Genomic DNA, 23,069 nt, shown 5'->3' on the forward strand with positions numbered 1-23,069 from the left:
CGGCTACTTCTTCTCGATCGCTTCGACGAGGTGCTCGACTTCAGCCTCCAGCGCCGACACTTGCGATTCATGGGGATCCGGCATCAAGCCGCGCATCACCGCAATTCGCTTGATCAGCTCGGAGATGCCCTGAACGAGCAGGAAGGCGAACCCGATCATGATCAGGGCTTTGGCGGGCCATTGCGGCAGGCCGCCGGCATTGCCGGATTGCTCGTTGATCTGGAAGGAGCGCAGGAAGAACGGCACGCCCGTGATGATCATGACGATGCACAGCGGAATAAGGAAGAACAGGTGACCGATCACGTCGATCACGTTGCGGACCGTCTTCGGCAGCGCGTTGTTCACGATGTCGATGCGAATGTGCTCGTTGTCGAGCAGCGTCCAGGGCGAGCAGAGCAGGAACACGATGCTGAACAGCACCCATTGCAGCTCGAGCCACGAATTGGAGGAGGTGTCGAATGTCTTGCGGATGATCGCATTGACCGCGGAGATGATGACGGCGGCCACGATCAGCCACGCCAGGCGTTTGCCCGTCCAGCGTGTGAACGCGTCGATCCCTTGGCTCAGCTTTAGGAGCGCTTGCAACGATAGGTCCTCCCCGATTGTGCCCCGGCCGTCTTGACTGCGCCGAGCGGGCGCGTGGCTTATCTCGCCGCGCAGGCATGAGGCAGCCGCACCAAATCAGCGGGCGTGCCGCCAGTCAATCGGAAGTTTGTTGATAGTTAAGGGGAATAAGGCCGTAGTCCAACGGTGTCAGCCGCCGGTGACGCTCATGTGCCTGCTGACGCTGGGGCGGTCATGGCGACGGTCGATGATGAAATCGTGGCCCTTGGGCTTGAGGCCGATGGCGCGGTCGATCGCATCCGCAAGCAGCATGTCGTCGTCAGATGCACGCAGAGGTTTGCGCAAGTCCGAGGCGTCCTCGTGGCCGAGGCAGGTATGCAGCGTTCCCGTGCAGGTGATGCGAACCCGGTTGCAGGATTCGCAGAAATTATGCGTCATCGGCGTGATGAAGCCGAGCTTGCCGCCGGTCTCGGCGACGCTGACATAGCGGGCCGGACCGCCGGTGCTCTCGGCCAGATCCGTCAGCGTGAATTGCTGGGCGAGGCGCGCACGCACCAGCGACAGCGGCAGGTACTGGTCGATCCGCCCCGAGCCGATCTCGCCCATCGGCATGACCTCGATCAGTGTCAGGCCCATGCCCTTGCCGTGGGCCCAGCGCATCAGCGAAGGCAGCTCGTCCTCGTTGAGATTCTTCAGGGCCACCGCGTTAATCTTCACGGCGAGTCCTGCGGCGCGCGCGGCCTCGATGCCTTCCAGCACCTTGTCGATCTCGCCCCAGCGGGTGATCTCGCGAAACTTCTTGGGATCGAGCGTGTCGAGCGAGACGTTGATGCGGCGGACCCCGCAATCGGCAAGCTCGCTGGCGTATTTCGCCAGCTGGGTGCCGTTGGTCGTCAGTGTCAGCTCGTTCAGCGCGCCGCTCGACAGATGCCGCGACAGCGAGCGCACCAGCGTCATCACGTTGCGCCGGACCAGCGGCTCGCCGCCGGTGAGCCGCAGCTTCTTGACTCCCTTGGCGATGAAAGCCGAGCAGAGCCGGTCGAGCTCCTCCAGCGTCAACAGGTCGGCCTTGGGCAGGAACGTCATGTCTTCCGACATGCAGTAGAAGCAGCGCAGGTCGCAGCGGTCGGTGACGGAAACGCGCAAATAGCTGATGGTCCGCCCGAACGGATCGGTCATTGGGGTCGACAGCGCGGCGAATCCGTTCATGGAAGAGGCCTTGTCACTTACGGCGACGGGCGCACCTTTGCTTCAGCGGTGCTCGGGGACGCAATCTAAGCATCGGATGCGACGAGGACAATCGGGGGGATACGTAAGTTCAGCGCCGGCCGGCGTTCGGATCGGGGAACGGCGAGGCCGCGGCCGGGGCCGCCTCAGCCGGTGCTGCGGCAGGTGCCGCTGCGGCCGGCTTCGGCTTCCGGGGCCGGTGCGGCTTGCGAACCGGCTTGGGCGGGCTGGCCGGCTGAAGTTCCGCAAAGACCGGATTCGGGTCCGTGGTGACCGAAGCGGGCGTTGTGAAATCGCCGGGAGTCTTGATCACGTTCACCGGGACGCTTACCGGCTGGTACTTCGGCAGCGCGAAAGCGACCGTGAAGGGGGCGTCGGGGGCGGGAACCGAGACGGAGCAGGGCGTCTTGCAGCCGGGGCCGAGCGAGGTCGTGGCGTCGGCACCCGGGGGATTGGATTCGAGCCGGACCTGGACGGTCGGCGGCGCCGATTTGAACATGTCCCAGGACATCGAGGAGCAGCCGCCAAGGCTTGCCGCTCCCAAGACGCTCGCTCCCACTAACGCAACCGCGCTGACACCACGCATGACCCATCCACTTCAACTGCGACGAACCGCCACATAACCCCGCGCGGACCTTAGGAGCGTCGCTTGGGGCAGGCAACCGGCGGGGCACGCATAGTTAATGAATGGTTAACGCGGGGCGCCGCGGAATAGTGTCGTAATTTGAATGGCTTGATGGCGTTATGCCGTCATCAGGCTGCTGGCGGCGGCCGGCAGGTCGCGCATGTGATGGATCAGCCGGTCGGGCTTCAGCTCGGCGATCGGCACGTCCGTATAGCCGAAGCTGACCCCGATCACCGGCACCCCGGCCCGGCGGGCGACGCCGACATCGGTTCCGGCATCGCCGACCATGATGCTGGCTTTGACCTCTCCGCCGGCGCGCGCCACGGTTTCGCGGAAAATGGTCGGATCTGGCTTCTGGACGCCAAAGGTGTCGGCGCCGCAGATCGCCGCGAAGCGGCGGCTGAGGTCGAGCTGGTCCAGCAGGCGCTTGGACAGCCATTCCAGCTTGTTGGTGCAGACCGCGAGGCGATGGCCTTGCGCCGAGAACTGGTCGAGCGCGGCTTCGAGCCCCTCGAAGGGGCGGGATTCGACCGCGATATGGTCGGCGTAATAGGCGATGAAGTCCGCGGTCATGCGGTCCATGTCGGCAGGGGTGACCGAGCGGCCCTCCGCTTCCAGCCCCCGCTCGATCAGCTTGCGGGCGCCGGCGCCGATCATGTTGCGGGCCGAGGCCATCGGCACGGGCGGCAGGCCTTCGCGGTCGAGCACGTAATTGAGCGCGGTGATCAGGTCGGGCGCCGTATCCACAAGCGTGCCGTCGAGATCGAAGACGATGGTGTGAAGGGAGGTCATGATTCCAGCGCTACCGGCCCGGTCGTGTCCACGCAAGGGGCGGGCCCATAAGATCACCTTATAGGTCTGTTCCCGCGAGGCAAACGAGGCTACATAGGCCGCCGAAAGCGGCCGCCTTCGGCGGCGCATCTCCCGGATTTGAGAGGCGGGCGCAGACGTGAACATGGACCAGTTGAAGCGGCAGGCCGCCGCGCGCGCGCTCGAGGAGGTGCGGGACGGCATGCAGCTCGGGCTCGGCACCGGCTCGACCGCCAAGCATTTCGTCGAGCTGCTCGGCGAGCGCGTCGCCGCCGGGCTCAAGGTGATCGGCGTGCCGACCTCCGAGGCGACGCGGGCCGACGCGGAGCGCTGCGGCGTGCCGCTGACCACGCTCGATGAGGTCGACCATCTCGACATCACGGTCGACGGCGCCGACGAGATCGATCCCGAGCTCAATCTGATCAAGGGCGGCGGCGGCGCGCTCCTGCGCGAGAAGATCGTGGCGGCGGCCTCGGATCGCATGATCGTGATTGCCGACGATACCAAATGGGTGCCGACCCTCGGCAAGTTTCCGCTGCCGGTCGAGGTCATTCCGTTCGGGCTTGGCGCCACGCGCCGCGCGATCGAGAAGGCATTTGCCGAATGCGGCGTTTCCGGGCAAATGGCGGTCCGCAAGGCCAAAGGCGGGGATAAGGACGGCCACGTTTTCGTCACCGACGGCGGCCACTGGATCGTCGATGCCCAGCTCGGACGGATCCAGGATCCAGCCGGTCTCGCCAAGGCGTTGAGTGCGATTCCGGGCGTGGTCGAGCACGGGCTGTTCATCGGCTTGGCCAGCTCTGCCGTTCTGGCGGGTGCTGAGGGAATTCGCGTGATTGAACGGCGAAAGCCGAAAGGAGACTAGGAATGAAGAGCGTTTTGAAGTTCTTGCCGGCCGTGACCCTCGCTGCGGGATTGGCCGTCGCGGCCGTCCCGGCCGCAGGCCAGCAGCCGGCCCAGAAGGCTCCCGCGGCGCCGGCCCAGTCGAAGGCCTCGCCTGCGGCGATCGCGGCGGCCAAGGAGATCCTGCAGATCAAGAACGCCAACGCGATGTATACGGGCGCCGTGCCCGGCCTCGTCGAGAAGACCAAGATCGCGCTGATCCAGCAGAATCTGAACTACCAGAAGGACCTCAACGAGGTCGCGACGGTCGTGGCCCAGCAGCTCGCCGGCCGCCAGAACGAGATCGGCGAAGGCATGGCGCAAATCTATGCCAGCGAGTTCACCGAACAGGAGCTGAAGGATCTCGTCACGTTCTACAAGTCACCGCTGGGCAAGAAGCTGATCGAGGCCGAGCCGCGCGCTATCGGGCTCAGCATGGCCTTCATGAACTCCTGGGCCCAGAACTTCTCCGAGACCGTGATGGGGGCCTTCCGCGCCGAGATGCGCAAGCGTGGCAAGGAAATCTGACAGACACTATCTGACAGGGAGTTCCTAGAGCGCGTCATCGCGCTTCAGGTTGTTATTGAGCATGGTCTTCTCGGAAAACCGCTACACACTTTGCGCTGGCGCGGCCCTCCGGGTCCGAACCATGCTTTAGAGGTCGGAGTGGACAATGGCTGAATTCGACGTCGACCTCTTCGTCATCGGTGGCGGTTCGGGCGGCGTGCGTGCCGCCCGCATCGCGGCCGGTCACGGCGCCCGCGTGATGATCGCGGAAGAGTATCGCATGGGCGGGACCTGCGTGATCCGCGGCTGCGTGCCGAAGAAGCTGTTGGTGATCGGCTCGCATGTCCGTCAGGAGCTCGAGGACGCCGCAGGCTTCGGCTGGACCGTGCCGCCTGCGACCTTCGACTGGCCGACGCTGATCGCCAACAAGGACAAGGAGATTGCGCGGCTGGAGGCGGCCTACACGGCAAACGTCGAGAAGTCGGGCGCGCAAATCGTCAAGAGCCGCGCGGTGATCGAGGACAAGCACACCGTCCGTCTGCTCGAGAACGACAGGAAGATCACGGCAAGATACATTCTGATCGCTACCGGCGGCGCGCCCAATCACGGCGCGGCGATTCCCGGCATCGAGCACGTGATCTCCTCCAACGAGGCATTCCATCTCAAGAAGCTGCCGAGGCGGATCGTGATCCAGGGCGGCGGCTACATCGCGCTGGAATTCGCCGGCATCTTCGCCGGCTTCGGCTCCGACGTCACGGTGATCTATCGCGGCGACAACATCCTTCGCGGTTTCGACGAGGACGTGCGCGCCCATGTCCGAGCCGAGATGGAGAAGCAGGGCATCACCATCCTCACCGGCTGCACGGTGGCCAAGGTCGATCGGCACGGCGAGGAGTTCACCACGCATCTGTCGAACGGATCGAGCCTCGCCTCCGACCAGGTGATGTTCGCGATCGGCCGCCATCCGGCGGTCGCCAATCTCGGGCTGGAGAAGGCCGGCGTTGCCATCAACCCTGAGAACGGCGGCATCGCGGTCGATCATTTCTCCAGGAGCTCGGTCGACAGCATCTACGCGATCGGCGACGTCACCCATCGCTTCAACCTGACCCCGGTCGCCATCCGCGAGGGGCATGCCTTCGCCGACACCGTGTTCGGCAAGCGCGAAGTGACGGTTGATCACACCAACATTCCGACCGCCGTGTTCTCGCAGCCGGAGGTCGGCGCCGTCGGCTTGACGGAAACCGAGGCGCGCGCCCAGTTCAGCCACGTCGACATCTACAAGACGACGTTCCGTCCGATCAAGGCGACCATGTCCGGCCGCGACACACGCGTGCTGATGAAGCTCGTGGTCGACGGCACGACCGATCGCGTGCTGGGCTGCCACATCGTCGGCGATGCCGCTGCCGAAATCACGCAAGCGGTCGCGATCGCAGTGAAGATGAAGGCGACCAAGGCCGATTTCGACGCGACGATCGCGCTGCATCCGAGCGCGGCCGAGGAACTCGTCACCATGCGCACGCCGACCGCGCGGCACGTGCGCCAGGCGGCGGAGTAGGGCGGCGGCGCCTACGCGTACAGATATCCGACCGGCTTGCCTTCGGTGCGCAGGGGGCGGATGTCCTTGTGCGTGATGATCTGGCCGGCGAGTCCGTCGATCTCGTCACGCTGCGTCGGCGTCCAGCTGCGTAGCTCGTTCATGCCCTTGAGCAGGCCGAGGCGGAGGACCTGGGTGTTTTCACCGACGCCAATGAGGCTGATCGATTCCTTGCCCGCGGTCACGACATCGCCGGCAGAGAGCTCGAAGCTCTCGCCGGACTTCTTCCTGAACTCGGCGGTGCCGCGAATGACGCGGTAGATCACGACCTCGCCCTTGGCAAAGCAGGTCGGGTCCGCGGCGCTCGACGTGCTCTTCGGCAGGAGCGCGTGGCCATGCGGGTCGGTCGCGATGATGTGGCCGGTAACGAGATGCCCACTCGGAATCTCGATGCCGATGTCGCGCACGTAAACGGGCTTTGACGATTTGACCGAACCATCGGTGAGCGGCTTGAACAGCGCGTCCAGTGACAGGGGATCCTGAAGCCAGAAGCCGGCATCGGCCGGGCGGTCATGCAGCGGATGGCTCCAGGCCACGCGCGGCGTTTCGTCCTCGTTGATCTGCTCGGGACCGACGATGGTCGGGTTCGGAAAGGTGGTGGGATCGGTGATGAAGGCTTCGAGGAATTTGCCGGAATAGCCCATCGAGATCGGATCGGGCACCACCGTCTGCGGCGTCTTCAGATTCTCTTCGGTCGACAGTCCCGACCAGGTGTAGAACAGCTGGCGGTGCACGATCGCGCTTTGCAGCATCACCGCGCCGGGGCCAACATTGTACCAGCGGCCATCATAGTCGAAGGTGAATGCGCCCGAGGTCACCAACACGAGCTGAAAGCCGCCGGGCGGCAGATGCAGATGAAAGTCGGTCGGCCCGGTGTCGGGGCGATAGATCGGCAGGGTCGTCGCGACCTCGTGGAGCAGGAAGGGTTCATTGTTGGCGTGAAAGCCTTCGTTGGCGCGGTTGTAGAGCGCTTGCGGCCGATAGGTCGCCTCGAACTTCGCATTCCGGTCGCGGTCGATGGCGACGAAGTCCTGCGTGTTGAGGCGGAGCGGCGCGCCGTTCGGATGGGTGAGGCCGGTCGTCTTGAGATCGCCCGCAGCATGCACGTTCATGACGTTCTCCGCTCTGCGCCGTTGCTTCGCCGGCAATGTCATTGCGAATTTTGGGCCAGTTGGTTTGCAAGGCAGCAGACGGGCCCAGCAGGGTGACGCGGAGGCACCGGCGCGGGAAAAATCCGGAGGTTGCACGGGACGTTAGTTGACGGCCCGTTCGGATCGTGAGACGCCGCGCGCGGGCCGGCGCCTTCCAGGGCAGCGACGGGACCTGTCTAATTTGTCAGCAAGCCTCATCAGGACGCGTGCAGCGGCGTTGCCGGCGCCGGCGCGATGCCGCCCTTGCGCCCGGCGATAATATCGCCACCGTAGAAGCGGCGATTGACAGATTGTTCATGTTTTGTTCTTATGCTGCATCCGAGATGGAGGCAGCCATGGACAACCGCATCAGCGAAATTCGCAGAACCATCAGAGCGCTGCGCATCAGCATGCGCGAAGCCGAAGCGATCATGCACGAGCAGATCAATCGCGATGAGGACTGCAGCTTCGTGGCCCAGGAGGTCATGAAGATGCGTTCGGTCATGAGCCTGCTCGCGAAAGAGCGGATCGCGCTCGGCGATCAGGAGCCGATCATCGTGAACAGCTTCTTCATCCCGCGGCGCCGGCCGACGCGAAAGCCGGCCGCGCTTGCCCCGACCGTAGAGTCCGTGTTTCGTCCGCGCGTCGTGGCACGGGCCTGACGCGGAGCGCGGCTCAATCGAGAGCGTGAGGCGCGGCCCGATCCGGCTTGCCGGCCGGGCTGTCCGCCCATTTTGCCATCTCCATGGCCTGAGCATCGACACCCTCGCACCAGAAGCAGCTCGGTCGCGCGCGGCCGTTCTCGGACAGGATCGGGACCAGGCTGTGGCCGCAGCCGGCGCACCAGGCAATGTCAGTCATACTTTCCCCCACGGCGACGAAATCCAGAGATGACGTTCTCGCTCGTGAAGCTTGCGCGGGCGCTATGACGGCGCTGGGGTACTTTGCCCGATCGGGGCACTCGTTCCCGAGATCGTCGATTCGGCGATCCATCGTGACACGGCTGCGATGTCGTCGCCGTTTTCGCGATAGACGCGAAGCTGGAATTCAGCCGAGCTGCCCCGGTCCACAATGATGCGGCAATGCTCGATCTCGGCGGCGCAGCCCAGAGCGTCCGCGTCCTCGGCGATGTCATCGATGATTCGGGAGAGCATCTCCGAGATCGTGACCGGTCCGTCTCTGGAGGCAAAGATGCAATCGGTTCCGTAGCGCTGAGCGCGCCATTTGTTCTCCACCGCGATCGCGCGTTCGACCGCCGTGACCTCGCGGGACATATGAGCCCGGAGATAGAGGTGGCGCGTCAGGCAGCGATAGAGCGAGGCGATGGCAACGGCATCGTCGACGAAGGTGCAGGTGTCGGGCGCACGGAGCTCGAGCGTCGGATGCCGCATCGAAGGGCGCATGGCCCACCAGATGTGGCTTTCGTCGGGAATCACCCCCGAGCGCTGCAAGGCGCCGACATATTCGTCGTAGTCCTGTCGGCTTTCGAAGAGTTCGGGCAGGCCGGTGCGGGGCAGCTCGGAATAGGCGGCGAGCCGGTAACCTTTCAGTCCGGTCTTGTGCGAATTCCAAAACGGAGAGGACGCCGACAGCGCGATGAAAAGCGGCAGATGCGGCAGCATCGCCCGCATCACCGCCATGCGCCTCTCGGGATCGGGCAGCTGGACATGCACATGCATGCCGCACATCATGTTGCGATGGCCGATGCTGCGCAGGTCCTCGATCATCTCCTCATAGCGCGGCTTCGGGCTCGGTTGCGACATGCGCCACACCGCGGTCGGGTGCGTGCCGCAGGCCATGATCACGAAGCCGTATTGCGCGGCGACGTTCGCGACCTCGCGCCGCAGGAAGCGAAGCTCTTCGCGGGCGTCGTTGACGTCGACGTGCACGTTAGTGGCGACCTCGAGCTGGGATTGCAGCATCTCGCGCATGGCCTGGCCGCCGGTCGACCAGTTCGCCGACTCGAACAGCTCGTTGGGAGTTTGGATCGCAACCTCGAAGCTGCGGCAGTCAGCCAGGAAGTATTCCTCTTCGATGCCGAAGGAATATTCGGCCGCCTTGCCGCCTGCGCCGGCCGAGCGAATGACGAGGTGCTGCCTGTCGTGAGAGGAATCGAGGCGCAGCAGTTTCAAAACGTCCGAAGCAAAGGTCATGTCCCACCCGGCAAAAATCACCTGCGGGCACTAATCCTTCTGGCAGGAGCGGGTTCCCTCTCGGCGCTACTGCAAATTGTCACGTCGAACGGAACAATCTTCACGCTTTCGGACGCGCGCGCGATCAACGCGTGATTGGGCGGCACTTCGGCCCAGTTCTCTTCCTTGTCGAACGGCTCGGACACGACGACCACCTGACCGGCGTCCTCGCGAAAATAGAGTGTGTTCGCGGCATCGTTGACCGCCGTGCGGAAGGCGAAGAGATCCTTGCCGTTTGCGATTGCACTGGTGAAGCGCAGCCGTTCGCGCAAGTGGCCTTCATTGACGAGGCCGATAAGGGCCTGCAGCACGCGCCGCGTCGCCTCAAGCGGATCGCTGTCGAGACCGGCCCCCATCATCGCCAGGAACACGGCTTCCGAATCCGTGGTGCCCAGCCGCGACGGATAGAACGCATCGGGAATCAGCGCCTCGACCTTGCGGCGCAGCCGATTCCAGCTTCCGACGAATCCGTTGTGCATGAACATCCAGTGGCCGCAGGCAAAGGGATGGCAATTCTGCCGCGTCACCGCCGTGCCGGTAGCCGCGCGCACATGGGCAAAGAACAAATGCGACCGCAGATGCCGGCAAAGATAACGCAAGTTTTCGTCCGACCAGGCCGGGCGCGTCTCGCGATAGAGGCCGGGCTCGGGATGCTCGCCGTCCCAGCCGAGACCAAAGCCGTCGCCGTTCGAGCCCGCCGTGGATTGCAGCGAGCGGATGCTCTGCGCGACCAGCGAATGCTCGGGTTCGGTGACATAGGGCTCGAAAGACGTCGTCTCGCCCCGGTATGCGATCCAGCGGCACATGGCAATTCCTGAAGACGGCGGATGGGTCGTGATTGCACTAACCGGCGTGGCGGTCTCGTGTTCCCGGTGCGAAGCAGAGATCACAACCCTGGTTTCGGTGTTACGATGTGAGAAGTGGAGATCGGAGAACGAGATGAACGATAAAGCCATATTGACCGCGCTTCAGCGCCATTGGTCCGCCTCGGATGCCAATGATTTCGAAGCCGAGCATGATATCTATCGTGAGGATGCGGTGCTCGACTATCCGCAGTCCGGCGAACGAATCCGCGGCCGCAGGAACATTCAGGAGAGCCGGTTCGCGCAGCCGAACCGGAAGCGCTTCACGGTCAGGCGGATCATTGGGGGCGGTGATCTCTGGGTGAGCGAATTCGTGCTGAGCTATGATGGTGTGCCGTCTTACGTCGTGAGCATCATGGAATTTCGCGACGGACTGGTGGCGCACGAGACGCAATATTTCGGCGACCGGTTTGATCCCGCGCCGTCACGTGCGCATTTGGTCGAGCGCCCGGGGTAGGTTGACGCGGTTGGCGGCGGGGCGCTGCAGAGCTGTGGTTCATGCAGTTGGGCCTCCGGAACACGACCATGGGTCGCATGACTTCTTAACCAAGCACAGCAACTCGGAACCGATGCGGCGGCTGGTCGCAGACCTACCGCCTTGATTCCGACAGACCCGCCGTTATCTCTGGCACGAACAAGAATCCGGGCCCCTCTGGCGAGGACGCCGACGATGTCGGCAAACCTCGTGATGTCGGATGACCTGTCCCGCGCGAATGCGATGGATTGGCCGATCGTCGGGCCCTCAATGTTCTCTCCGACCTCATCGTCCCCATCGCAGCTCCGTGCGGCCATCTCGCAAGATTAGGGAGCAACGATGACTGACCCCAAGCATTCAAATCCGATCGAGATCGCAGAGCCGTCCAGCCTGAACGAGCAGGCGGCGGCTGCGCTGGTGATTGCTGGCGCGCTGGTCGCGGTGGCCGACCGGCGGGTCTCGCCGGTCGAGCGCGACGAGGTGATCCGGTTCATCCGGGATCGCAAGTTGGCGCCGCATCTCGACGACGAGAGGCTGTTTGCAATGTTCGATGCGCTCGCCGAACGGCTGGAGGAGCCAGACTTTGCCAACGTCGTGATCGACACGCTGCGGCCGGTCTCGGACATGCCGTTGTCGTCGCATCTGATGGAACTTTCGGAGAGGGTCGCGGCTGCCGACGAAGACGTCCATCCCCACGAAGTGCAGGCGATCAAATTGTTGCGCTTGCTGACGCTGGTGCTGCCGCGCGCGAAGCCGGTCGTCGCGACTGCGGCGGGCGCCGCACGGCAGGCCGCCTTGAAGGAGTAAGCATGAGCGCAGTTTCGGACGAGCGGACGACGAAAACCGAGGGCAACACCGGCCAGATGGCCGGCGGAGACCCGCGCTTCGACAAGCTCGTCCACCGCCTGCCGCCGCGCATGGGCGACACCGTCGCCTATCTGCTCAAGCCGTCCAGCCGCTGGGTGAGGATCCCCTCGGGCACGCTGCTGGTGGTCGGCGGGGTGCTGTCCATCCTGCCGGTGCTCGGCATCTGGATGCTGCCGCTCGGCCTCGCGCTGCTCGCCGAGGACGTGCCTGCGCTGCGGTCCTCCCGCTCCAAGGTCTTCGACTGGATCGAGCGCCGAAAGCCGCATTGGCTCGATCCGTCTGCATCGAAAAATGATCAAACATGACTGAATTCATCACGCCCGACGCGCTGACTGCGCTGCTTCAGGTCGTCCTGATCGACCTCGTTCTCGCCGGCGACAATGCCGTCGTCATCGGCCTCGCCGCAGCGGGACTGCCGCTCGAGCAGCGCCGCCGCGCCATCATCGTGGGCATTGCCGCCGCCACTGCACTGCGCATCGTCTTCGCCGGCGTCGCGACCCAGCTGCTGCAGGTCATCGGCCTGCTGCTCGCCGGTGGCGTGCTGCTGCTCTGGGTCTGCTGGAAGATGTGGCGCGAGCTGCGCGAGCAGGCGGCGCATTCAAGGCAGCTGGCGTTCAGCCATGGCGGCGGCACGGATGCTGCGCCGGTGCAGCGAAAGACCTTCGGCCAGGCTGCGGTGCAGATCGTCGCAGCCGACGTCTCGATGTCGCTCGACAACGTGCTCGCGGTCGCGGGCGCCGCGCGCGAGCACCCCTACATCCTCGCCTTCGGCCTGTTGCTGTCAGTCGCGATGATGGGCGTCGCCGCCGATCTGCTCGGCCGCGTGCTCCAGAAGCAGCGCTGGATCGCCTATATCGGTCTCGCCATTATCATTTACGTCGCCTTCGAGATGATCTATCGCGGCTCGCTCGAACTCGCTCCCGTCATCGCGAGTCTTTGAGGCGGCGCCTTCTGTCTGCAATCCGGAGTGATCCATGTCGTCTGAATCCAAAGCACCTTTGGCGGCCGCCGCGCCACCGCGACTCGGCCTGTTCGCGCAGCTCATCTTTGGCTCGCGTTGGCTGCAAGTGCCGCTCTATGTCGGCCTGATCGTCGCGCAGGCCGTCTATGTGCTGCTGTTCCTGAAAGAGCTCTGGCATCTGGTCGCGCATTCGTTCGACGCCAGCGAGCAGCAGATCATGCTGGTCGTGCTCGGTCTGATCGACGTCGTCATGATCTCGAACCTTCTGATCATGGTGATCGTCGGTGGCTACGAGACTTTCGTTTCTCGCTTGAACCTGACCGGCCATCCCGACGAGCCCGAATGGCTGAGCCATGTCAATGCCAGCGTGCTCAAGATCAAGCTTGCGATGGCGATCATCGGCATCTCCTCGATCTCCTTGCTGAGGACCTTCATCGAGGCCGGCAATCTCGGCACCACGCGCAGCAATTTCACCGAGACCGGCGTGATGTGGCAGGGGCTGATCCACATGACCTTCATCATCTCGGCGATCGGCATCGCCTGGGTCGATCGTCTCAGCGACAACGGCCATCGCAAGGAGTCCGGCCACGGCTGAGCACTGTGGATTATGGCGTCGGACGTGGGGACGTGGTCTGGCGCTCGCACGCGGCATGACGGGCATCTCTTGGACTTGCTCGACGAGAGTGCCGCTCTTGCCCGTCGCGGACAGAGCGATCGCACCACTCAACATCATCGCACGGCGTGCATCTCCAGGAACGCCTTCACGCCGGTGACCTCGCCCGTATCGGATGCGGTGTAGCCGGGCAGGGTGGCGATTGCCGCGCGAAAATCGTGACTGCGGACGATATCGAGGATGCGTTGCATCGGCTCGGGCTCGAGGAAAGCGCGCTTGCAGACGAAGAAATAGTCCTCGGTGAGGATCCGGATGAAATCGAGCCCGAACTGGCGGGCAGCCGCCTCGACGCCGAAGCAGGCGTCGGCCATGCCGCTCGCGACATAGGCCGCGACCGCGGCGTGGGTGAATTCGATCTGCTGCGCGCCGTTGATCCTGCTCTCGTCGACGCCGTTGGCGGCAAGCAACTGGTCGAACAGCAGGCGCGTGCCGGAATCATGGTCGCGGTTGACAAAGCGGACGCCTGGCTTGGCGAGATCGTCGAGCGAGGCGATGCGCAGCGGATTGCCGCGCGCGACCATCAGTCCCATCTCGCGCGTGACGAAGCTGATGATGCGGTCCTCGCGCGGGTCGAGCCATTCGCGGGCGGCCTTGATGCCTTGCGCGCGAAGCGCGCCGTGCGGCAGATGCAAGCCGGAGAGGTCACAGGCGCCCTGTGCCAGCGAGACCAGCGAATGCTGGTTGCTGACATAGCGCAGGTCGACGCCGATGCCGGGCTCGCGGTCGAGGAATTCGCGCAGCTTCGCCACGGCAAAGCCGTGGCTGGCATGCACGCGGATCACGGACGGACGCTGCTCGAGGAACGGCTTGATCTCGCTGGCGAGCTCCTGCGCGAGGTTTTCGAGCTGGGGCCCGAGCCGCGCCTGCATGCGCTCGCCGGCCCACACCAGCCGCTCGCCGAACGGCGTGAGCTTTGAGCCCTTGCCGCGCTGGGTCTCGACCAGGGGCGTTCCGAAGAACTCCGACCATTGCTCGATGAGATTCCAGACGTGGCGATAGGATAGATGCGCGTCGCTGGCCGCGCTGGTGATCTTGCCGGTCCTCCGGATTTCGTTGAGCACGCCGAGCATGACGGCGACGGTCCGCGGACTACCCTCGCGACGGAATCGCCAGACGGCCTCGATCTCGATCTGAAGCATCGGGGCTTCCTTATGAATTCAACTTCATATATTGGGGATCCATCTGCAGAACATATCATATTTACTCCGGTTGAAAGGCGCCTAGTCTGGAATACCAGAAACGGAGGAAATATGATGTCTGTTGCATATGATTTTGCGCCTTCGCCGGCCACCGAGTTCATGGCGCGGCCGCAGCATCTGCTGATCGACGGCCGCCGCGTTCCCGCCAGCTCCGGCCGCAGCTTCACATCCCTCAATCCCGCCACCGGGCAGGTCATCGCCACCATCGCGGAAGGCGGCGAGGCCGACGTCGAGCATGCGGTGGCCGCCGCGCGCCGCGCGTTCGAAGGTCCCTGGCGGACGATGCGGGCTTCCGAGCGCGGCCAGATCCTGCTGCGCTGGGCGGAGTTGCTGAAGCGCAACGCCGAGGAAATCATCGAGCTCGAGTCGATCGACGCCGGCAAGCCGATCGCTGCGACGACGCGCCAGGACTTTCCGGCAGCGGTCGACACGCTGATTTATTACGCCGGCTGGGCCGACAAGATCAGCGGCGACGTCGTGCCGGTGCGCGACGATGCCTTGACCTACACCATGCGCGAGCCGGTCGGCGTGGTCGCGGCGATCGTGCCGTGGAATTTCCCGCTGATGATCGGGATGTGGAAGCTCGCCCCGGCGCTGGCCTGCGGCTGCACCATCGTGATGAAGCCGGCCGAGCTGACCTCGCTGTCGGCGCTGCGCATTGCCGAGCTCGCGCTCGAAGCGGGCCTGCCGGCGGGGGTCTTCAACGTCGTCACGGGGCCGGGCAGGGTCGTCGGCGATGCGCTGGTCAATCACCCCGACGTCGACAAGGTCACCTTCACCGGCTCGCCTGGCGTCGGCCGCGGAATCATGAAAGGCGCGGCCGGCAATTTCAAGCGCGTCTCGCTCGAGCTGGGCGGCAAGTCGGCCAACGTCATTTTCGACGATGCGGATCTCGAAGCGGCGAGCAAGGCTGCCGCCTCCGGCATCTTCTTCAATGCCGGCCAGGTCTGCTCCGCGGGCTCCCGCGTGCTGGTGCAGGAGGGGGCCTATGACGAGGTGGTCGAGCGGCTGGCGGCCCGCGCGAAGGCGCTCAGGATCGGCGATCCGCTCGATCGCAAGACGGCGCTCGGCCCCGTCATCTCCGAGAAGCAGATGAAGTCGATCCTCGACTATGTCGATATCGGCCGGAAGGAGGGCGCGAGCCTCGTCACCGGCGGAACGCGCGTCGGCGAGCGCGGCTATTTCATCAGCCCGACCGTATTCGCCGATGTCGCGCACGAGATGCGGATCTCGCAGGAGGAGATTTTCGGCCCCGTCGTCAGCGTCATCAAGTTCAAGGACGAGGCCGACGCCTTGAGAATCGCCAACGGCACGGCCTACAGCCTCGCCGCCGGGGTCTGGAGCCGCGACATCGGCAAGCTGCAGCGCTTCGCCAAGCGGGCGCGTGCCGGCACGGTCTGGATGAACACCTATGGCTACACCGACGTTCGCCTGCCCTGGGGCGGGGAGCGCGACTCCGGCCTCGGCCGCGAGCACGGCACCGCCGCGATCGACAATTTCACCGAGCCGAAGGCGGTGTGGATGAATCTGGCCGTCTGAGTACCTCCCGACCGGCCACGACTGGAGCCCGCCTGATCGTTCGGTCAGGCGGGCTCATTTTCGAGATCGATAAAATTGATTGTATTCGGCTCAGCGGCCGCAAACCCTCTCGACAGGAACCACGGCGCCTTAAACCAGAGCTTTGGAACCAACCTGCATCCTGCCCGCAAAAGGGCAGGGCATTATCATGTCAATTTTCAGGGAGATCGTCGTGGCGGTTGCGGGAGTTTACGCGCTCCTGCTCGCTTGCGACGCATTGTTCGGCGTCGGCGAGACGCGCTTCGACGACAACTATTATAGCGCCAGCTTCTATGCGCCGCGGCCGAAGGAGTTTCGGTTTGCAGACGGGATCACGCCGGCCGCCCGGGTCAGCGAGGCGTTCGCACAGTTTGCGCCGAGCGATGCAAAACCGAACAGGCGCTACTCGTCTCTGGCCACGGTCATCCGCTAACGCGCCTCACTCGCCTTGAATCCATTCCGCGAGGCCGCGCCACAGCGTGTCGCGGTGCGTGGGGCGGAAGAAGCCGAAATGGGAGATGCCCTTGGTACCGACATCCGACGGCCTCACCGTCAGCACCTCCGGCTTGATCGCGGAGAATCCGCTCGCGAGCAGCTCGACCGCCGGCCGCGTCGCCCAGGGATCGTCGGAGAAGCACAATGCCCGCAGCTCGCCTTTGAACTTCGTGAAGTTCTCCAGCGTCGGCAGCTTGGAATCGAAGAGATAGCGGGGGCTCGAGACCCACTCGGCCCATTGCAGGAAGACGCCCTTGGGTAGATCCTCGCCGACACCGGCCCAGCCCGGCGCATAGCCGAGTGCGTGGGTGAGCGGCACACCGACGAAGTTCATGAAGGCGAAGACGCGGTATTTTTCTGGCGCGGTCATCAGCCGCCAGGTTGCGGCCTGCGAGGCCACGAACGCGGCCCGTGAAATTTCGCTGTTGTTTTCGATCAGCCCGAGTGCTTGGCCGCCGAAGGAATGGCCGACATAGGCAAGGGGCAGCCCATGATAGCGCTCGCGCATCCAGCGCACCGCGGCGGTGACGTCGAGCGCCGCCCAGTCCGACATCGAGGCCTTGAAGCCGACCAGCGATTTCGGCCGGTTGTAGCCGACCATCGCCGGCAGCCGGGAATCGCCGATGCCGCGATAATCGTAGGTCAGGACCGCACAGCCGCGATGGGATAGGAGGCAAAGCCACGATAGATCTTTCGCGGGACGGCGGTCGCCGAGTTGATCAGCACGGCATGGCGCTTGCCGCCCCGCGGCAGGAACAGAGTGCCGGAGAGCGCATACCCGTCGGTCGCCGGGAAGCTGATCTCGTCGATGAAAACGTCGTCCGGTGCCGCGTCCATGGGCAGAAGGTATCCTGCCAGTTTCTTCGCCGTTTCCCAGCAAATGCGAATTTGGCTTTTCCTGCAAGGGCTTGCAGTGCGAAGCGGATTTACAACTGGCGATGTCGTGCCAGCCTGTGTATAAGGCGGCCCTCGCAACCCCTAGATCAGGTTGTGCTTTTTGCTTTCACGGAGAGATTGCGATGTCCGAGCGGTGGACGCCCGAGTCCTGGCGCAGCAAGCCGGTGCTACAGGTGCCCGAATATCCCGACGCCAAGGCCTTGGCCGACGTCGAGGCGCAGCTTGCGACGTTTCCGCCGCTGGTGTTCGCGGGTGAGGCGCGCAATCTGAAGAAGGCCTTGGGCCGCGTTGCGGCCGGAGAGGCCTTCCTGCTCCAGGGTGGCGACTGCGCCGAGAGTTTCGCCGAGCACGGCGCCAACAACATTCGCGATTTCTTCCGCGTGCTGCTGCAGATGGCGGTGGTGCTGACCTATGCCGGCGCGCTGCCGGTGGTGAAGGTCGGCCGCATCGCCGGCCAGTTCGCAAAACCGCGATCCTCGCCGACCGAGAAGGTGAACGGCGTCGAGCTGCCGAGCTATCGCGGCGACATCGTCAACGACATCGCCTTCACCAGGGAGGCGCGCGTCCCCGATCCGCAGCGCCAGCTGATGGCCTATCGCCAGTCGGCCGCGACGCTGAACCTGCTGCGCGCGTTCGCCACCGGCGGCTTCGCCAATCTCGGCAGCGTGCATCAATGGATGCTCGGCTTCCTCAAGGATTCTCCGCAGTCCCGCCGCTACAAGGAGCTGGCCGACCGCATCTCGGACGCGCTCAACTTCATGCGTGCCTGCGGCCTCGACCTCGAGAGCCATCCGGAGCTGCGCGCCACCGATTTCTACACCAGCCACGAGGCGCTGCTGCTCGGCTACGAGCAGGCCATGACCCGCGTCGATTCCACCACAGGCGACTGGTACGCGACCTCGGGCCACATGCTCTGGATCGGCGACCGCACCCGCCAGCTCGATCACGGACACGTCGAATATTTCCGCGGCATCAAGAACCCGATCGGGTTGAAATGCGGCCCGTCGTTGAAGCCCGACGAGCTGTTGAAGCTGATCGACGTGCTCAGCCCCGACAACGAGCCCGGCCGGCTGACGCTGATCGGCCGCTTCGGCTCGGACAAGATCGGCGAGCATCTGCCGAACATGATCCGCGCCGTGAAGCGCGAGGGCCGGGTGGTTGTCTGGTCCTGCGATCCCATGCACGGCAACACGATCACTTCGACGTCGGGCTACAAGACGCGCCCGTTCGACCGTATTCTGTCCGAGGTGAAGTCGTTCTTCGCGATCCATGCCGCCGAAGGCACCCATGCCGGCGGCGTGCATCTGGAAATGACGGGGCAGGATGTCACCGAATGCCTCGGCGGCGCCCGCGCGATCACCGACGAGGACCTCAACGACCGCTACCACACGGTCTGCGATCCCCGTCTCAACGCCGAGCAATCCATCGACATGGCTTTCCTGGTGGCGGAACTCCTCAAGCAGGAGCGCGCCGGCAAGCCCCAGCCGATGCCGGTCGCAGCGGGGCTCTAAAACCTTGCTGCGGATCTGGAAGGCCACGATCAATTCCCGTAACGGGCTGGCCTTTGCGTTTGGATCGGAGCAGGCCGTCCGCGAGGAGATCTTTGCGCTCCTGCTGTCGGTGCCGCTCGCCTGGTTCATCGGTGCGACCGCGATGCGCGCGGTCGAGCTGGTTTGTGCCGTTGCGTTCGTGCTGGTCGTCGAGCTGCTCAACACCGCGATCGAGAAGCTCGCCGACCGCCTGACCATGGACCACGACAAGCAGATTGGGCGGGTCAAGGACATGGGCTCGGCCGCGGTCGGCGTGGCGCTGCTGATGGCCGGCGCGTTCTGGATCTTCGCCATCGTCGAGCGGTTGGGTTTCGTCTAGCAAGGATCGAAAAAGGGCGGCCATGACCGAACGTCTCAACGCATTCGCGGTCACGCTCGCCCAGCTCAATCCGGTCATGGGCGACATCGAGGGCAATGCCGCCAAGGCGCGGGCTGCGCGCGTCCAGGCGATCGCCGACGGCGCCGATCTCGTGCTGTTGCCGGAATTGTTCATCGCCGGCTCCCCGCCGGAAGACCTCGTGCAGAAGCCGGCCTTCCAGGCGGCCTGCCGCGCCGCGATCGAAGCCCTGGCGCGCGAGACCGCCGATGGCGGGCCGGCAATGCTGGTCGGCACGCCCTGGGTCGAGGACGGCAGGCTCTACAATGCCTGCGCACTGCTCGACGGCGGCCGCATCGCGAGCCTGCGCTTCAAATGCAATCTGCCGAACTACGGCGTGTTCGACGAGAAGCGGCTGTTCTCGCGCGGCCCTGCTGCAGGCCCGGTGACCGTGCGCGGCGTGCGCATCGGCGTGCCGATCTGCGAGGACATCTGGCTGGAAGAGTCCGAAGACTACGAGAACGTGGTCGAGACGCTCGCCGAAACCGGCGCCGAGATCATCCTGGTGCCGAACGGGTCGCCCTACGCCCGCGACAAGAACGATGTGCGCCTGTCGGTCGCGGTGGCGCGCGTCACGGAGAGCGGGCTGCCGCTGATCTATCTCAACCAAATCGGCGGCCAGGACGAGCTGGTGTTCGACGGCGCGTCCTTCGCCCTCAATGGTGACCTCTCGTTGGCGGCGCAGCTGCCGGCATTTGAGGAGAGCATCGTCACGCTGCGCTTCACCCGCAACGGCGACGATTGGCGCTGCACAGGGCCGATTGCAGAGCAGCCGGAGGGCGACAAGGCCGACTACGCCGCATGCGTGCTGGGCTTGCGCGACTATGTCAGCAAGAACGGCTTTCCCGGCGTGCTGCTTGGCATCTCCGGCGGCATCGATTCCGCACTGTGTGCAGCCATCGCGGTCGATGCGCTCGGCGCCGACCAGGTGCATGGCGTGATGCTGCCCTATCGCTACACCGCCGCACACTCGATTGCGGACGCCGGTGAGCTCGCCGGCCATCTCGGCATCCGCTACGAGGTCTTGCCGATCGCGGAAGCCGTGAACGGGTTCGAGACCATCCTGTCGGGCCTCTTCAAGAATCTGCCGCCTGACGTCACCGAGGAGAATCTCCAGGCCCGCACCCGCGGCACGCTCTTGATGGCGATCTCCAACAAAACCGGCCTGATGGTGGTGACGACGGGCAACAAGTCCGAGATGTCGGTCGGCTACGCCACGCTCTATGGCGACATGAATGGCGGCTTCAATCCGATCAAGGACATCTACAAGACGCAGGTGTTCCGGCTGGCAAGCCTGCGCAACAGCTGGAAGCCCGACGGCGCGCTCGGACCTGCCGGCGAGGTGATCCCGCCCGACATCATCACGCGGCCGCCGACCGCCGAACTGCGCGAGAACCAGCGTGACGAGGACTCGCTGCCGCCTTACGACGTGCTCGATGCCATCCTGGAGCGTCTCGTCGAGCGCGAGCAGCCGCTGGATCAGATCATCGCCGCCGGCTTCGACCGCGAGACCGTCACGCGCATCGACCATCTGCTCAACGTCGCCGAATACAAGCGCCGCCAGGCCGCGCCCGGCGTGAAGGTGACGCCCAGGATTTTCGGCCGCGACCGCCGCTATCCCATCACCAACCGCTTTCGCGACAAGGGCGAGAAGCAGCCCGCGCCCGACGAGGCGCTGGCGTCGCGCGGCAGCAAGGCGTCGATCGACGCGTTCGAGGGGTGAGCGACTTCCCTCCTGAGCCGCAAGCGAGATGAGCGTTGTTGTGCCCTCGCCCCTTGTGGGAGAGGGCAGCTCCGCAACTGCAACAAACTCACCCGGGTGAGGGGTTGTCTCCGCGTTCACAGATGTGAGCGCTGAGAGAACCCTCATCCGGCGCTTCGCGCCACCTTCTCCCACAAGGGGAGAAGGGGACACCTATTTCTGCTGCTGCGGCAGGAAGGTCGGGCCGACCGAGCGGATCGGCTTGTTCTCGGAGCTGGCAGGCGCGGCTGTGTCCGCCGGCGGTGCCGCGGCCGGTGCGGTCGCGGTCGTCGGTGCGGGGCCTGCGCCCTTCTTCGCATTCGCAGGCGTGCCCTTGTTGAGCCGCTGCTGCTGCATCTTCCTGGCGCTTTCCTCGGTGACGATGATGTCGCCCTGCTGCTCGACCGTCGCCTTGTCGTCGGCCGATTTCAGCGCGTCCGCCCAGGTCTGTCCTGCGGCCTTGCAGGAGCAGGACGGGTTGAACTCGCTGCGGAATTTGAAAGCGGTCGGCAGCGCCGTGTAGGGCTGGCCGCTGATCGAGACCGCCGAGTTCATGTCTTCGCCGGGATTGCGATGGGTGTAGAGCACGGCTTCCGCTGCTGGGCAGAGCGACTTGCAGGCCTTCTCGTCGTCGGGGAAGCGCGCCGGCACCGTGGCAAACGAAACTGGGAAATAGGCGCCGTCGCAGGTGCGCACGCACACGGTGCGATAGGTGCCGGATTGCGGTCCGAGATCCGACGGCGGCGGCGCGCCCTGCGGATTGCCCGCGTTGTTGCCGCCGAACAGATTGCTCAGGAAATTGCCGCCGCCTTGCGATTGTGCGGCGTTGGCGTATTGCGGGCCGCAATTGTTCTGCGCCAGCGCCATCAGCACCGAGCGGCGCTGGTTGTCGCGCTCCGGGCTGGAGCCGCCGCCGCCGCGCAGGCGCTCGAGATTGCCGGTGATCTGGTCCAGATTGGCGCGCATCTGCTGGATCTGGGTGTTGACCGGGCCGCATTGGGCCGACTGGCCGTTGAACAGCGAGAAGAAGCCGGAGGAATCGCAGCCCATGCGCTTGGCCTGCATGGTGACCCGGTCGAGCTCCGCCTGCTGACGGGTCTGGGAGTCCTGGTAGCGGCGGATTTGCTCCTCACGCGCGGGATCGCCACCGCCGCCACGGTCCAGCGCGGCGAGCTGGCCCTCCAATCGCACGCACATCGGATTCGGCCCGAGGCCATTTTGGCCCGCTTGCGGCGGCGGGCCGGGCGGACCAGCCTGAGCGAAAGCGCCGGTGGCGAGCACGGCCGTGCTCAAGAGCACGGTGCAGGCAAGGCGAAGGCGAGCAGGGGAGAGAGACAGGAATTCAGGCATATCCGCCATTCTAGCGAGGTCACGGCCCAATGTGACTTTCCATGTGACCTTGGTGGGCCGAAGCGCGCCCTCCCAATAGCCGCTTCCGGCGGCATCGTCACGTCGTTTCGGGGGCCAAAGGACCGGCCTAAGCTACGCCAGCTCCGAGCGAATTCAGCGCTGGCAGGTGATTGCGACATATTCGTCGCAATGGCCATGGGAGCAATTTGTGCCGGATTTGGGGACAGAGCCGGTAATTTCGTCGGGATCGACCCGGCGATGGCTTGATGCCTGGGCAAAATCGCGTGACTGGCAATAGGTGTGCGCGGCCGGAGCGCCGCATTTGTCACCCTTGGCCAGGCATTGGTTGGCAATGATGAAGACACGGGTCTCGGGGAAGGCGCCGGAAGCCGCAAAGATGACGGCGCCGCAAATGAGCGCGGGCAAAAATCGCATGAAAAGGCACCGGGCAAAAAGGGGGAACTGCCGGTTCCAGAATGGGCTCAAATGGTTAGGGCATCATGAACCGTTGTGATGGCGGCGCGCTATACGGGC

25 protein-coding genes and 1 pseudogene are annotated in these 23,069 nt (G+C 64.7%); 14 read left to right on the top strand and 12 right to left on the bottom strand.

Annotation, left to right across the window (positions count from 1 at the left end):
• Positions 1–3: 3 nt before the first annotated feature.
• From X268_RS10995 to X268_RS11010, 4 genes are all read right to left on the bottom strand, one after another.
• Positions 4–585: a TRAP transporter small permease subunit gene (locus X268_RS10995; protein ID WP_128924970.1), complete on the bottom strand. Its 582-nt coding sequence runs from the start codon at positions 583–585 to the stop codon at positions 4–6.
• A 168-nt stretch (positions 586–753) separates the two neighbouring features.
• Entirely contained in the window at positions 754–1,773 is a 1,020-nt protein-coding gene (gene moaA / locus X268_RS11000) for a GTP 3',8-cyclase MoaA (protein WP_128924971.1), read from the bottom strand.
• Between the two features lie 109 nt (positions 1,774–1,882).
• Entirely contained in the window at positions 1,883–2,377 is a 495-nt protein-coding gene (locus X268_RS11005) for a hypothetical protein (RefSeq protein WP_128924972.1), read from the bottom strand.
• A 156-nt stretch (positions 2,378–2,533) separates the two neighbouring features.
• Positions 2,534–3,208: an HAD family hydrolase gene (locus X268_RS11010; RefSeq protein WP_128924973.1), complete on the bottom strand. Its 675-nt coding sequence runs from the start codon at positions 3,206–3,208 to the stop codon at positions 2,534–2,536.
• A gap of 157 nt (positions 3,209–3,365) precedes the next feature.
• Between X268_RS11010 and rpiA the strand changes: the two genes are divergently transcribed.
• From rpiA to gor, 3 genes are all read left to right on the top strand, one after another.
• Positions 3,366–4,091: a ribose-5-phosphate isomerase RpiA gene (gene rpiA, locus X268_RS11015; protein ID WP_128924974.1), complete on the top strand. Its 726-nt coding sequence runs from the start codon at positions 3,366–3,368 to the stop codon at positions 4,089–4,091.
• A 2-nt stretch (positions 4,092–4,093) separates the two neighbouring features.
• Positions 4,094–4,636, top strand: coding sequence for a DUF2059 domain-containing protein (locus X268_RS11020; RefSeq protein ID WP_128924975.1), 543 nt, complete (start codon positions 4,094–4,096; stop codon positions 4,634–4,636).
• A 145-nt stretch (positions 4,637–4,781) separates the two neighbouring features.
• Positions 4,782–6,170 (top strand): glutathione-disulfide reductase, encoded by a 1,389-nt coding sequence (gor, locus tag X268_RS11025; protein WP_128924976.1) that lies wholly within the window; start codon positions 4,782–4,784, stop codon positions 6,168–6,170.
• A gap of 11 nt (positions 6,171–6,181) precedes the next feature.
• On the opposite strand, the gene X268_RS11030 is transcribed toward gor, so the two are convergent.
• On the bottom strand, positions 6,182–7,321 hold the full coding sequence (locus X268_RS11030; RefSeq protein ID WP_128924977.1) for a hypothetical protein: 1,140 nt from the start codon (positions 7,319–7,321) through the stop codon (positions 6,182–6,184).
• Positions 7,322–7,485: 164 nt separating this feature from the next.
• Here X268_RS11030 and X268_RS40850 point away from each other — a divergent pair, with 164 nt between their 5' ends.
• Positions 7,486–8,001, top strand: a complete 516-nt coding sequence (locus tag X268_RS40850; protein WP_245477854.1) for a hypothetical protein — start codon at positions 7,486–7,488, stop codon at positions 7,999–8,001.
• Between the two features lie 13 nt (positions 8,002–8,014).
• Here X268_RS40850 and X268_RS11040 read toward each other — a convergent pair whose 3' ends face one another.
• From X268_RS11040 to X268_RS11050, 3 genes are all read right to left on the bottom strand, one after another.
• The gene (locus X268_RS11040; RefSeq protein ID WP_128924978.1) at positions 8,015–8,200 is read right to left on the bottom strand and encodes a hypothetical protein; all 186 of its coding nucleotides are present in this window, start codon (positions 8,198–8,200) and stop codon (positions 8,015–8,017) included.
• 62 nt (positions 8,201–8,262) lie between these two features.
• Positions 8,263–9,492: a carboxylate-amine ligase gene (locus X268_RS11045; RefSeq protein ID WP_128924979.1), complete on the bottom strand. Its 1,230-nt coding sequence runs from the start codon at positions 9,490–9,492 to the stop codon at positions 8,263–8,265.
• Between the two features lie 17 nt (positions 9,493–9,509).
• Positions 9,510–10,337, bottom strand: a complete 828-nt coding sequence (locus tag X268_RS11050) for a class II glutamine amidotransferase (RefSeq protein ID WP_128924980.1) — start codon at positions 10,335–10,337, stop codon at positions 9,510–9,512.
• Between the two features lie 133 nt (positions 10,338–10,470).
• Between X268_RS11050 and X268_RS11055 the strand changes: the two genes are divergently transcribed.
• The 5 genes from X268_RS11055 to X268_RS11075 all read left to right on the top strand — a co-directional run bounded on the left by X268_RS11055 (position 10,471) and on the right by X268_RS11075 (position 13,292).
• Positions 10,471–10,851, top strand: coding sequence for a nuclear transport factor 2 family protein (locus X268_RS11055; protein WP_128929218.1), 381 nt, complete (start codon positions 10,471–10,473; stop codon positions 10,849–10,851).
• A 357-nt stretch (positions 10,852–11,208) separates the two neighbouring features.
• Positions 11,209–11,676, top strand: coding sequence for a TerB family tellurite resistance protein (locus tag X268_RS11060; protein ID WP_128924981.1), 468 nt, complete (start codon positions 11,209–11,211; stop codon positions 11,674–11,676).
• 2 nt (positions 11,677–11,678) lie between these two features.
• The gene (locus tag X268_RS11065; protein WP_128924982.1) at positions 11,679–12,041 is read left to right on the top strand and encodes a hypothetical protein; all 363 of its coding nucleotides are present in this window, start codon (positions 11,679–11,681) and stop codon (positions 12,039–12,041) included.
• Positions 12,038–12,676 (top strand): TerC family protein, encoded by a 639-nt coding sequence (locus X268_RS11070; protein ID WP_128924983.1) that lies wholly within the window; start codon positions 12,038–12,040, stop codon positions 12,674–12,676. Before X268_RS11065 ends, X268_RS11070 begins: the two co-directional genes overlap by 4 nt.
• Before the next feature lie 34 nt (positions 12,677–12,710).
• Positions 12,711–13,292, top strand: coding sequence for a TIGR00645 family protein (locus X268_RS11075; RefSeq protein WP_128924984.1), 582 nt, complete (start codon positions 12,711–12,713; stop codon positions 13,290–13,292).
• Positions 13,293–13,426: 134 nt separating this feature from the next.
• On the opposite strand, the gene X268_RS11080 is transcribed toward X268_RS11075, so the two are convergent.
• Positions 13,427–14,509 (bottom strand): substrate-binding domain-containing protein, encoded by a 1,083-nt coding sequence (locus tag X268_RS11080; RefSeq protein WP_128924985.1) that lies wholly within the window; start codon positions 14,507–14,509, stop codon positions 13,427–13,429.
• A gap of 114 nt (positions 14,510–14,623) precedes the next feature.
• Between X268_RS11080 and X268_RS11085 the strand changes: the two genes are divergently transcribed.
• Positions 14,624–16,108 (top strand): aldehyde dehydrogenase family protein, encoded by a 1,485-nt coding sequence (locus X268_RS11085; RefSeq protein WP_164938119.1) that lies wholly within the window; start codon positions 14,624–14,626, stop codon positions 16,106–16,108.
• A 187-nt stretch (positions 16,109–16,295) separates the two neighbouring features.
• Positions 16,296–16,559: a hypothetical protein gene (locus tag X268_RS11090; protein ID WP_128924987.1), complete on the top strand. Its 264-nt coding sequence runs from the start codon at positions 16,296–16,298 to the stop codon at positions 16,557–16,559.
• Positions 16,560–16,565: 6 nt separating this feature from the next.
• Here the strand turns inward: X268_RS11090 and X268_RS11095 are convergent.
• Positions 16,566–17,458, bottom strand: a pseudogene (locus X268_RS11095) (alpha/beta hydrolase family protein).
• A 182-nt stretch (positions 17,459–17,640) separates the two neighbouring features.
• Between X268_RS11095 and X268_RS11100 the strand changes: the two are divergent.
• The 3 genes from X268_RS11100 to X268_RS11110 are packed head-to-tail and all read left to right on the top strand — an operon-like array spanning position 17,641 to position 21,167.
• Positions 17,641–19,029, top strand: a complete 1,389-nt coding sequence (locus X268_RS11100) for a class II 3-deoxy-7-phosphoheptulonate synthase (protein ID WP_128924988.1) — start codon at positions 17,641–17,643, stop codon at positions 19,027–19,029.
• A 4-nt stretch (positions 19,030–19,033) separates the two neighbouring features.
• Entirely contained in the window at positions 19,034–19,387 is a 354-nt protein-coding gene (locus X268_RS11105) for a diacylglycerol kinase (protein WP_128924989.1), read from the top strand.
• Between the two features lie 22 nt (positions 19,388–19,409).
• Positions 19,410–21,167 carry an NAD+ synthase gene (locus tag X268_RS11110; RefSeq protein ID WP_128924990.1) on the top strand — a complete coding sequence of 586 codons (1,758 nt, stop codon included), beginning with the start codon at positions 19,410–19,412 and terminating at the stop codon, positions 21,165–21,167.
• A 192-nt stretch (positions 21,168–21,359) separates the two neighbouring features.
• Here X268_RS11110 and X268_RS11115 read toward each other — a convergent pair whose 3' ends face one another.
• Both X268_RS11115 and X268_RS11120 read right to left on the bottom strand, forming a co-directional pair.
• Positions 21,360–22,544 (bottom strand): DUF2865 domain-containing protein, encoded by a 1,185-nt coding sequence (locus X268_RS11115; RefSeq protein WP_128924991.1) that lies wholly within the window; start codon positions 22,542–22,544, stop codon positions 21,360–21,362.
• Between the two features lie 144 nt (positions 22,545–22,688).
• Positions 22,689–22,970, bottom strand: coding sequence for a hypothetical protein (locus X268_RS11120; protein WP_128929219.1), 282 nt, complete (start codon positions 22,968–22,970; stop codon positions 22,689–22,691).
• Positions 22,971–23,069 lie beyond the last annotated feature (99 nt).

The organism is Bradyrhizobium guangxiense, from assembly GCF_004114915.1.
Classification (GTDB): Bacteria; Pseudomonadota; Alphaproteobacteria; order Rhizobiales; family Xanthobacteraceae; genus Bradyrhizobium; species Bradyrhizobium guangxiense.

What these genes read in the sequence shown, in the direction of transcription:
- X268_RS11005 (WP_128924972.1), bottom strand. Translation starts at nt 2,377, where the DNA reads ATGCGTGGTGTCAGCGCGGTTGCGTTAGTGGGAGCGAGCGTCTTGGGA.
- X268_RS11090 (WP_128924987.1), top strand. Translation starts at nt 16,296, where the DNA reads ATGTCAATTTTCAGGGAGATCGTCGTGGCGGTTGCGGGAGTTTACGCG.
- X268_RS11045 (WP_128924979.1), bottom strand. Translation starts at nt 9,492, where the DNA reads ATGACCTTTGCTTCGGACGTTTTGAAACTGCTGCGCCTCGATTCCTCT.
- X268_RS11100 (WP_128924988.1), top strand. Translation starts at nt 17,641, where the DNA reads ATGTCCGAGCGGTGGACGCCCGAGTCCTGGCGCAGCAAGCCGGTGCTA.
- moaA (WP_128924971.1), bottom strand. Translation starts at nt 1,773, where the DNA reads ATGAACGGATTCGCCGCGCTGTCGACCCCAATGACCGATCCGTTCGGG.
- X268_RS11075 (WP_128924984.1), top strand. Translation starts at nt 12,711, where the DNA reads ATGTCGTCTGAATCCAAAGCACCTTTGGCGGCCGCCGCGCCACCGCGA.
- X268_RS11120 (WP_128929219.1), bottom strand. Translation starts at nt 22,970, where the DNA reads ATGCGATTTTTGCCCGCGCTCATTTGCGGCGCCGTCATCTTTGCGGCT.
- X268_RS11020 (WP_128924975.1), top strand. Translation starts at nt 4,094, where the DNA reads ATGAAGAGCGTTTTGAAGTTCTTGCCGGCCGTGACCCTCGCTGCGGGA.
- X268_RS11065 (WP_128924982.1), top strand. Translation starts at nt 11,679, where the DNA reads ATGAGCGCAGTTTCGGACGAGCGGACGACGAAAACCGAGGGCAACACC.
- X268_RS11055 (WP_128929218.1), top strand. Translation starts at nt 10,471, where the DNA reads ATGAACGATAAAGCCATATTGACCGCGCTTCAGCGCCATTGGTCCGCC.
- X268_RS11080 (WP_128924985.1), bottom strand. Translation starts at nt 14,509, where the DNA reads ATGCTTCAGATCGAGATCGAGGCCGTCTGGCGATTCCGTCGCGAGGGT.
- X268_RS11085 (WP_164938119.1), top strand. Translation starts at nt 14,624, where the DNA reads ATGTCTGTTGCATATGATTTTGCGCCTTCGCCGGCCACCGAGTTCATG.
- X268_RS11050 (WP_128924980.1), bottom strand. Translation starts at nt 10,337, where the DNA reads ATGTGCCGCTGGATCGCATACCGGGGCGAGACGACGTCTTTCGAGCCC.
- X268_RS11010 (WP_128924973.1), bottom strand. Translation starts at nt 3,208, where the DNA reads ATGACCTCCCTTCACACCATCGTCTTCGATCTCGACGGCACGCTTGTG.
- X268_RS11115 (WP_128924991.1), bottom strand. Translation starts at nt 22,544, where the DNA reads ATGGCGGATATGCCTGAATTCCTGTCTCTCTCCCCTGCTCGCCTTCGC.
- X268_RS11060 (WP_128924981.1), top strand. Translation starts at nt 11,209, where the DNA reads ATGACTGACCCCAAGCATTCAAATCCGATCGAGATCGCAGAGCCGTCC.
- X268_RS11030 (WP_128924977.1), bottom strand. Translation starts at nt 7,321, where the DNA reads ATGAACGTGCATGCTGCGGGCGATCTCAAGACGACCGGCCTCACCCAT.
- X268_RS11040 (WP_128924978.1), bottom strand. Translation starts at nt 8,200, where the DNA reads ATGACTGACATTGCCTGGTGCGCCGGCTGCGGCCACAGCCTGGTCCCG.
- X268_RS11110 (WP_128924990.1), top strand. Translation starts at nt 19,410, where the DNA reads ATGACCGAACGTCTCAACGCATTCGCGGTCACGCTCGCCCAGCTCAAT.
- gor (WP_128924976.1), top strand. Translation starts at nt 4,782, where the DNA reads ATGGCTGAATTCGACGTCGACCTCTTCGTCATCGGTGGCGGTTCGGGC.
- X268_RS11070 (WP_128924983.1), top strand. Translation starts at nt 12,038, where the DNA reads ATGACTGAATTCATCACGCCCGACGCGCTGACTGCGCTGCTTCAGGTC.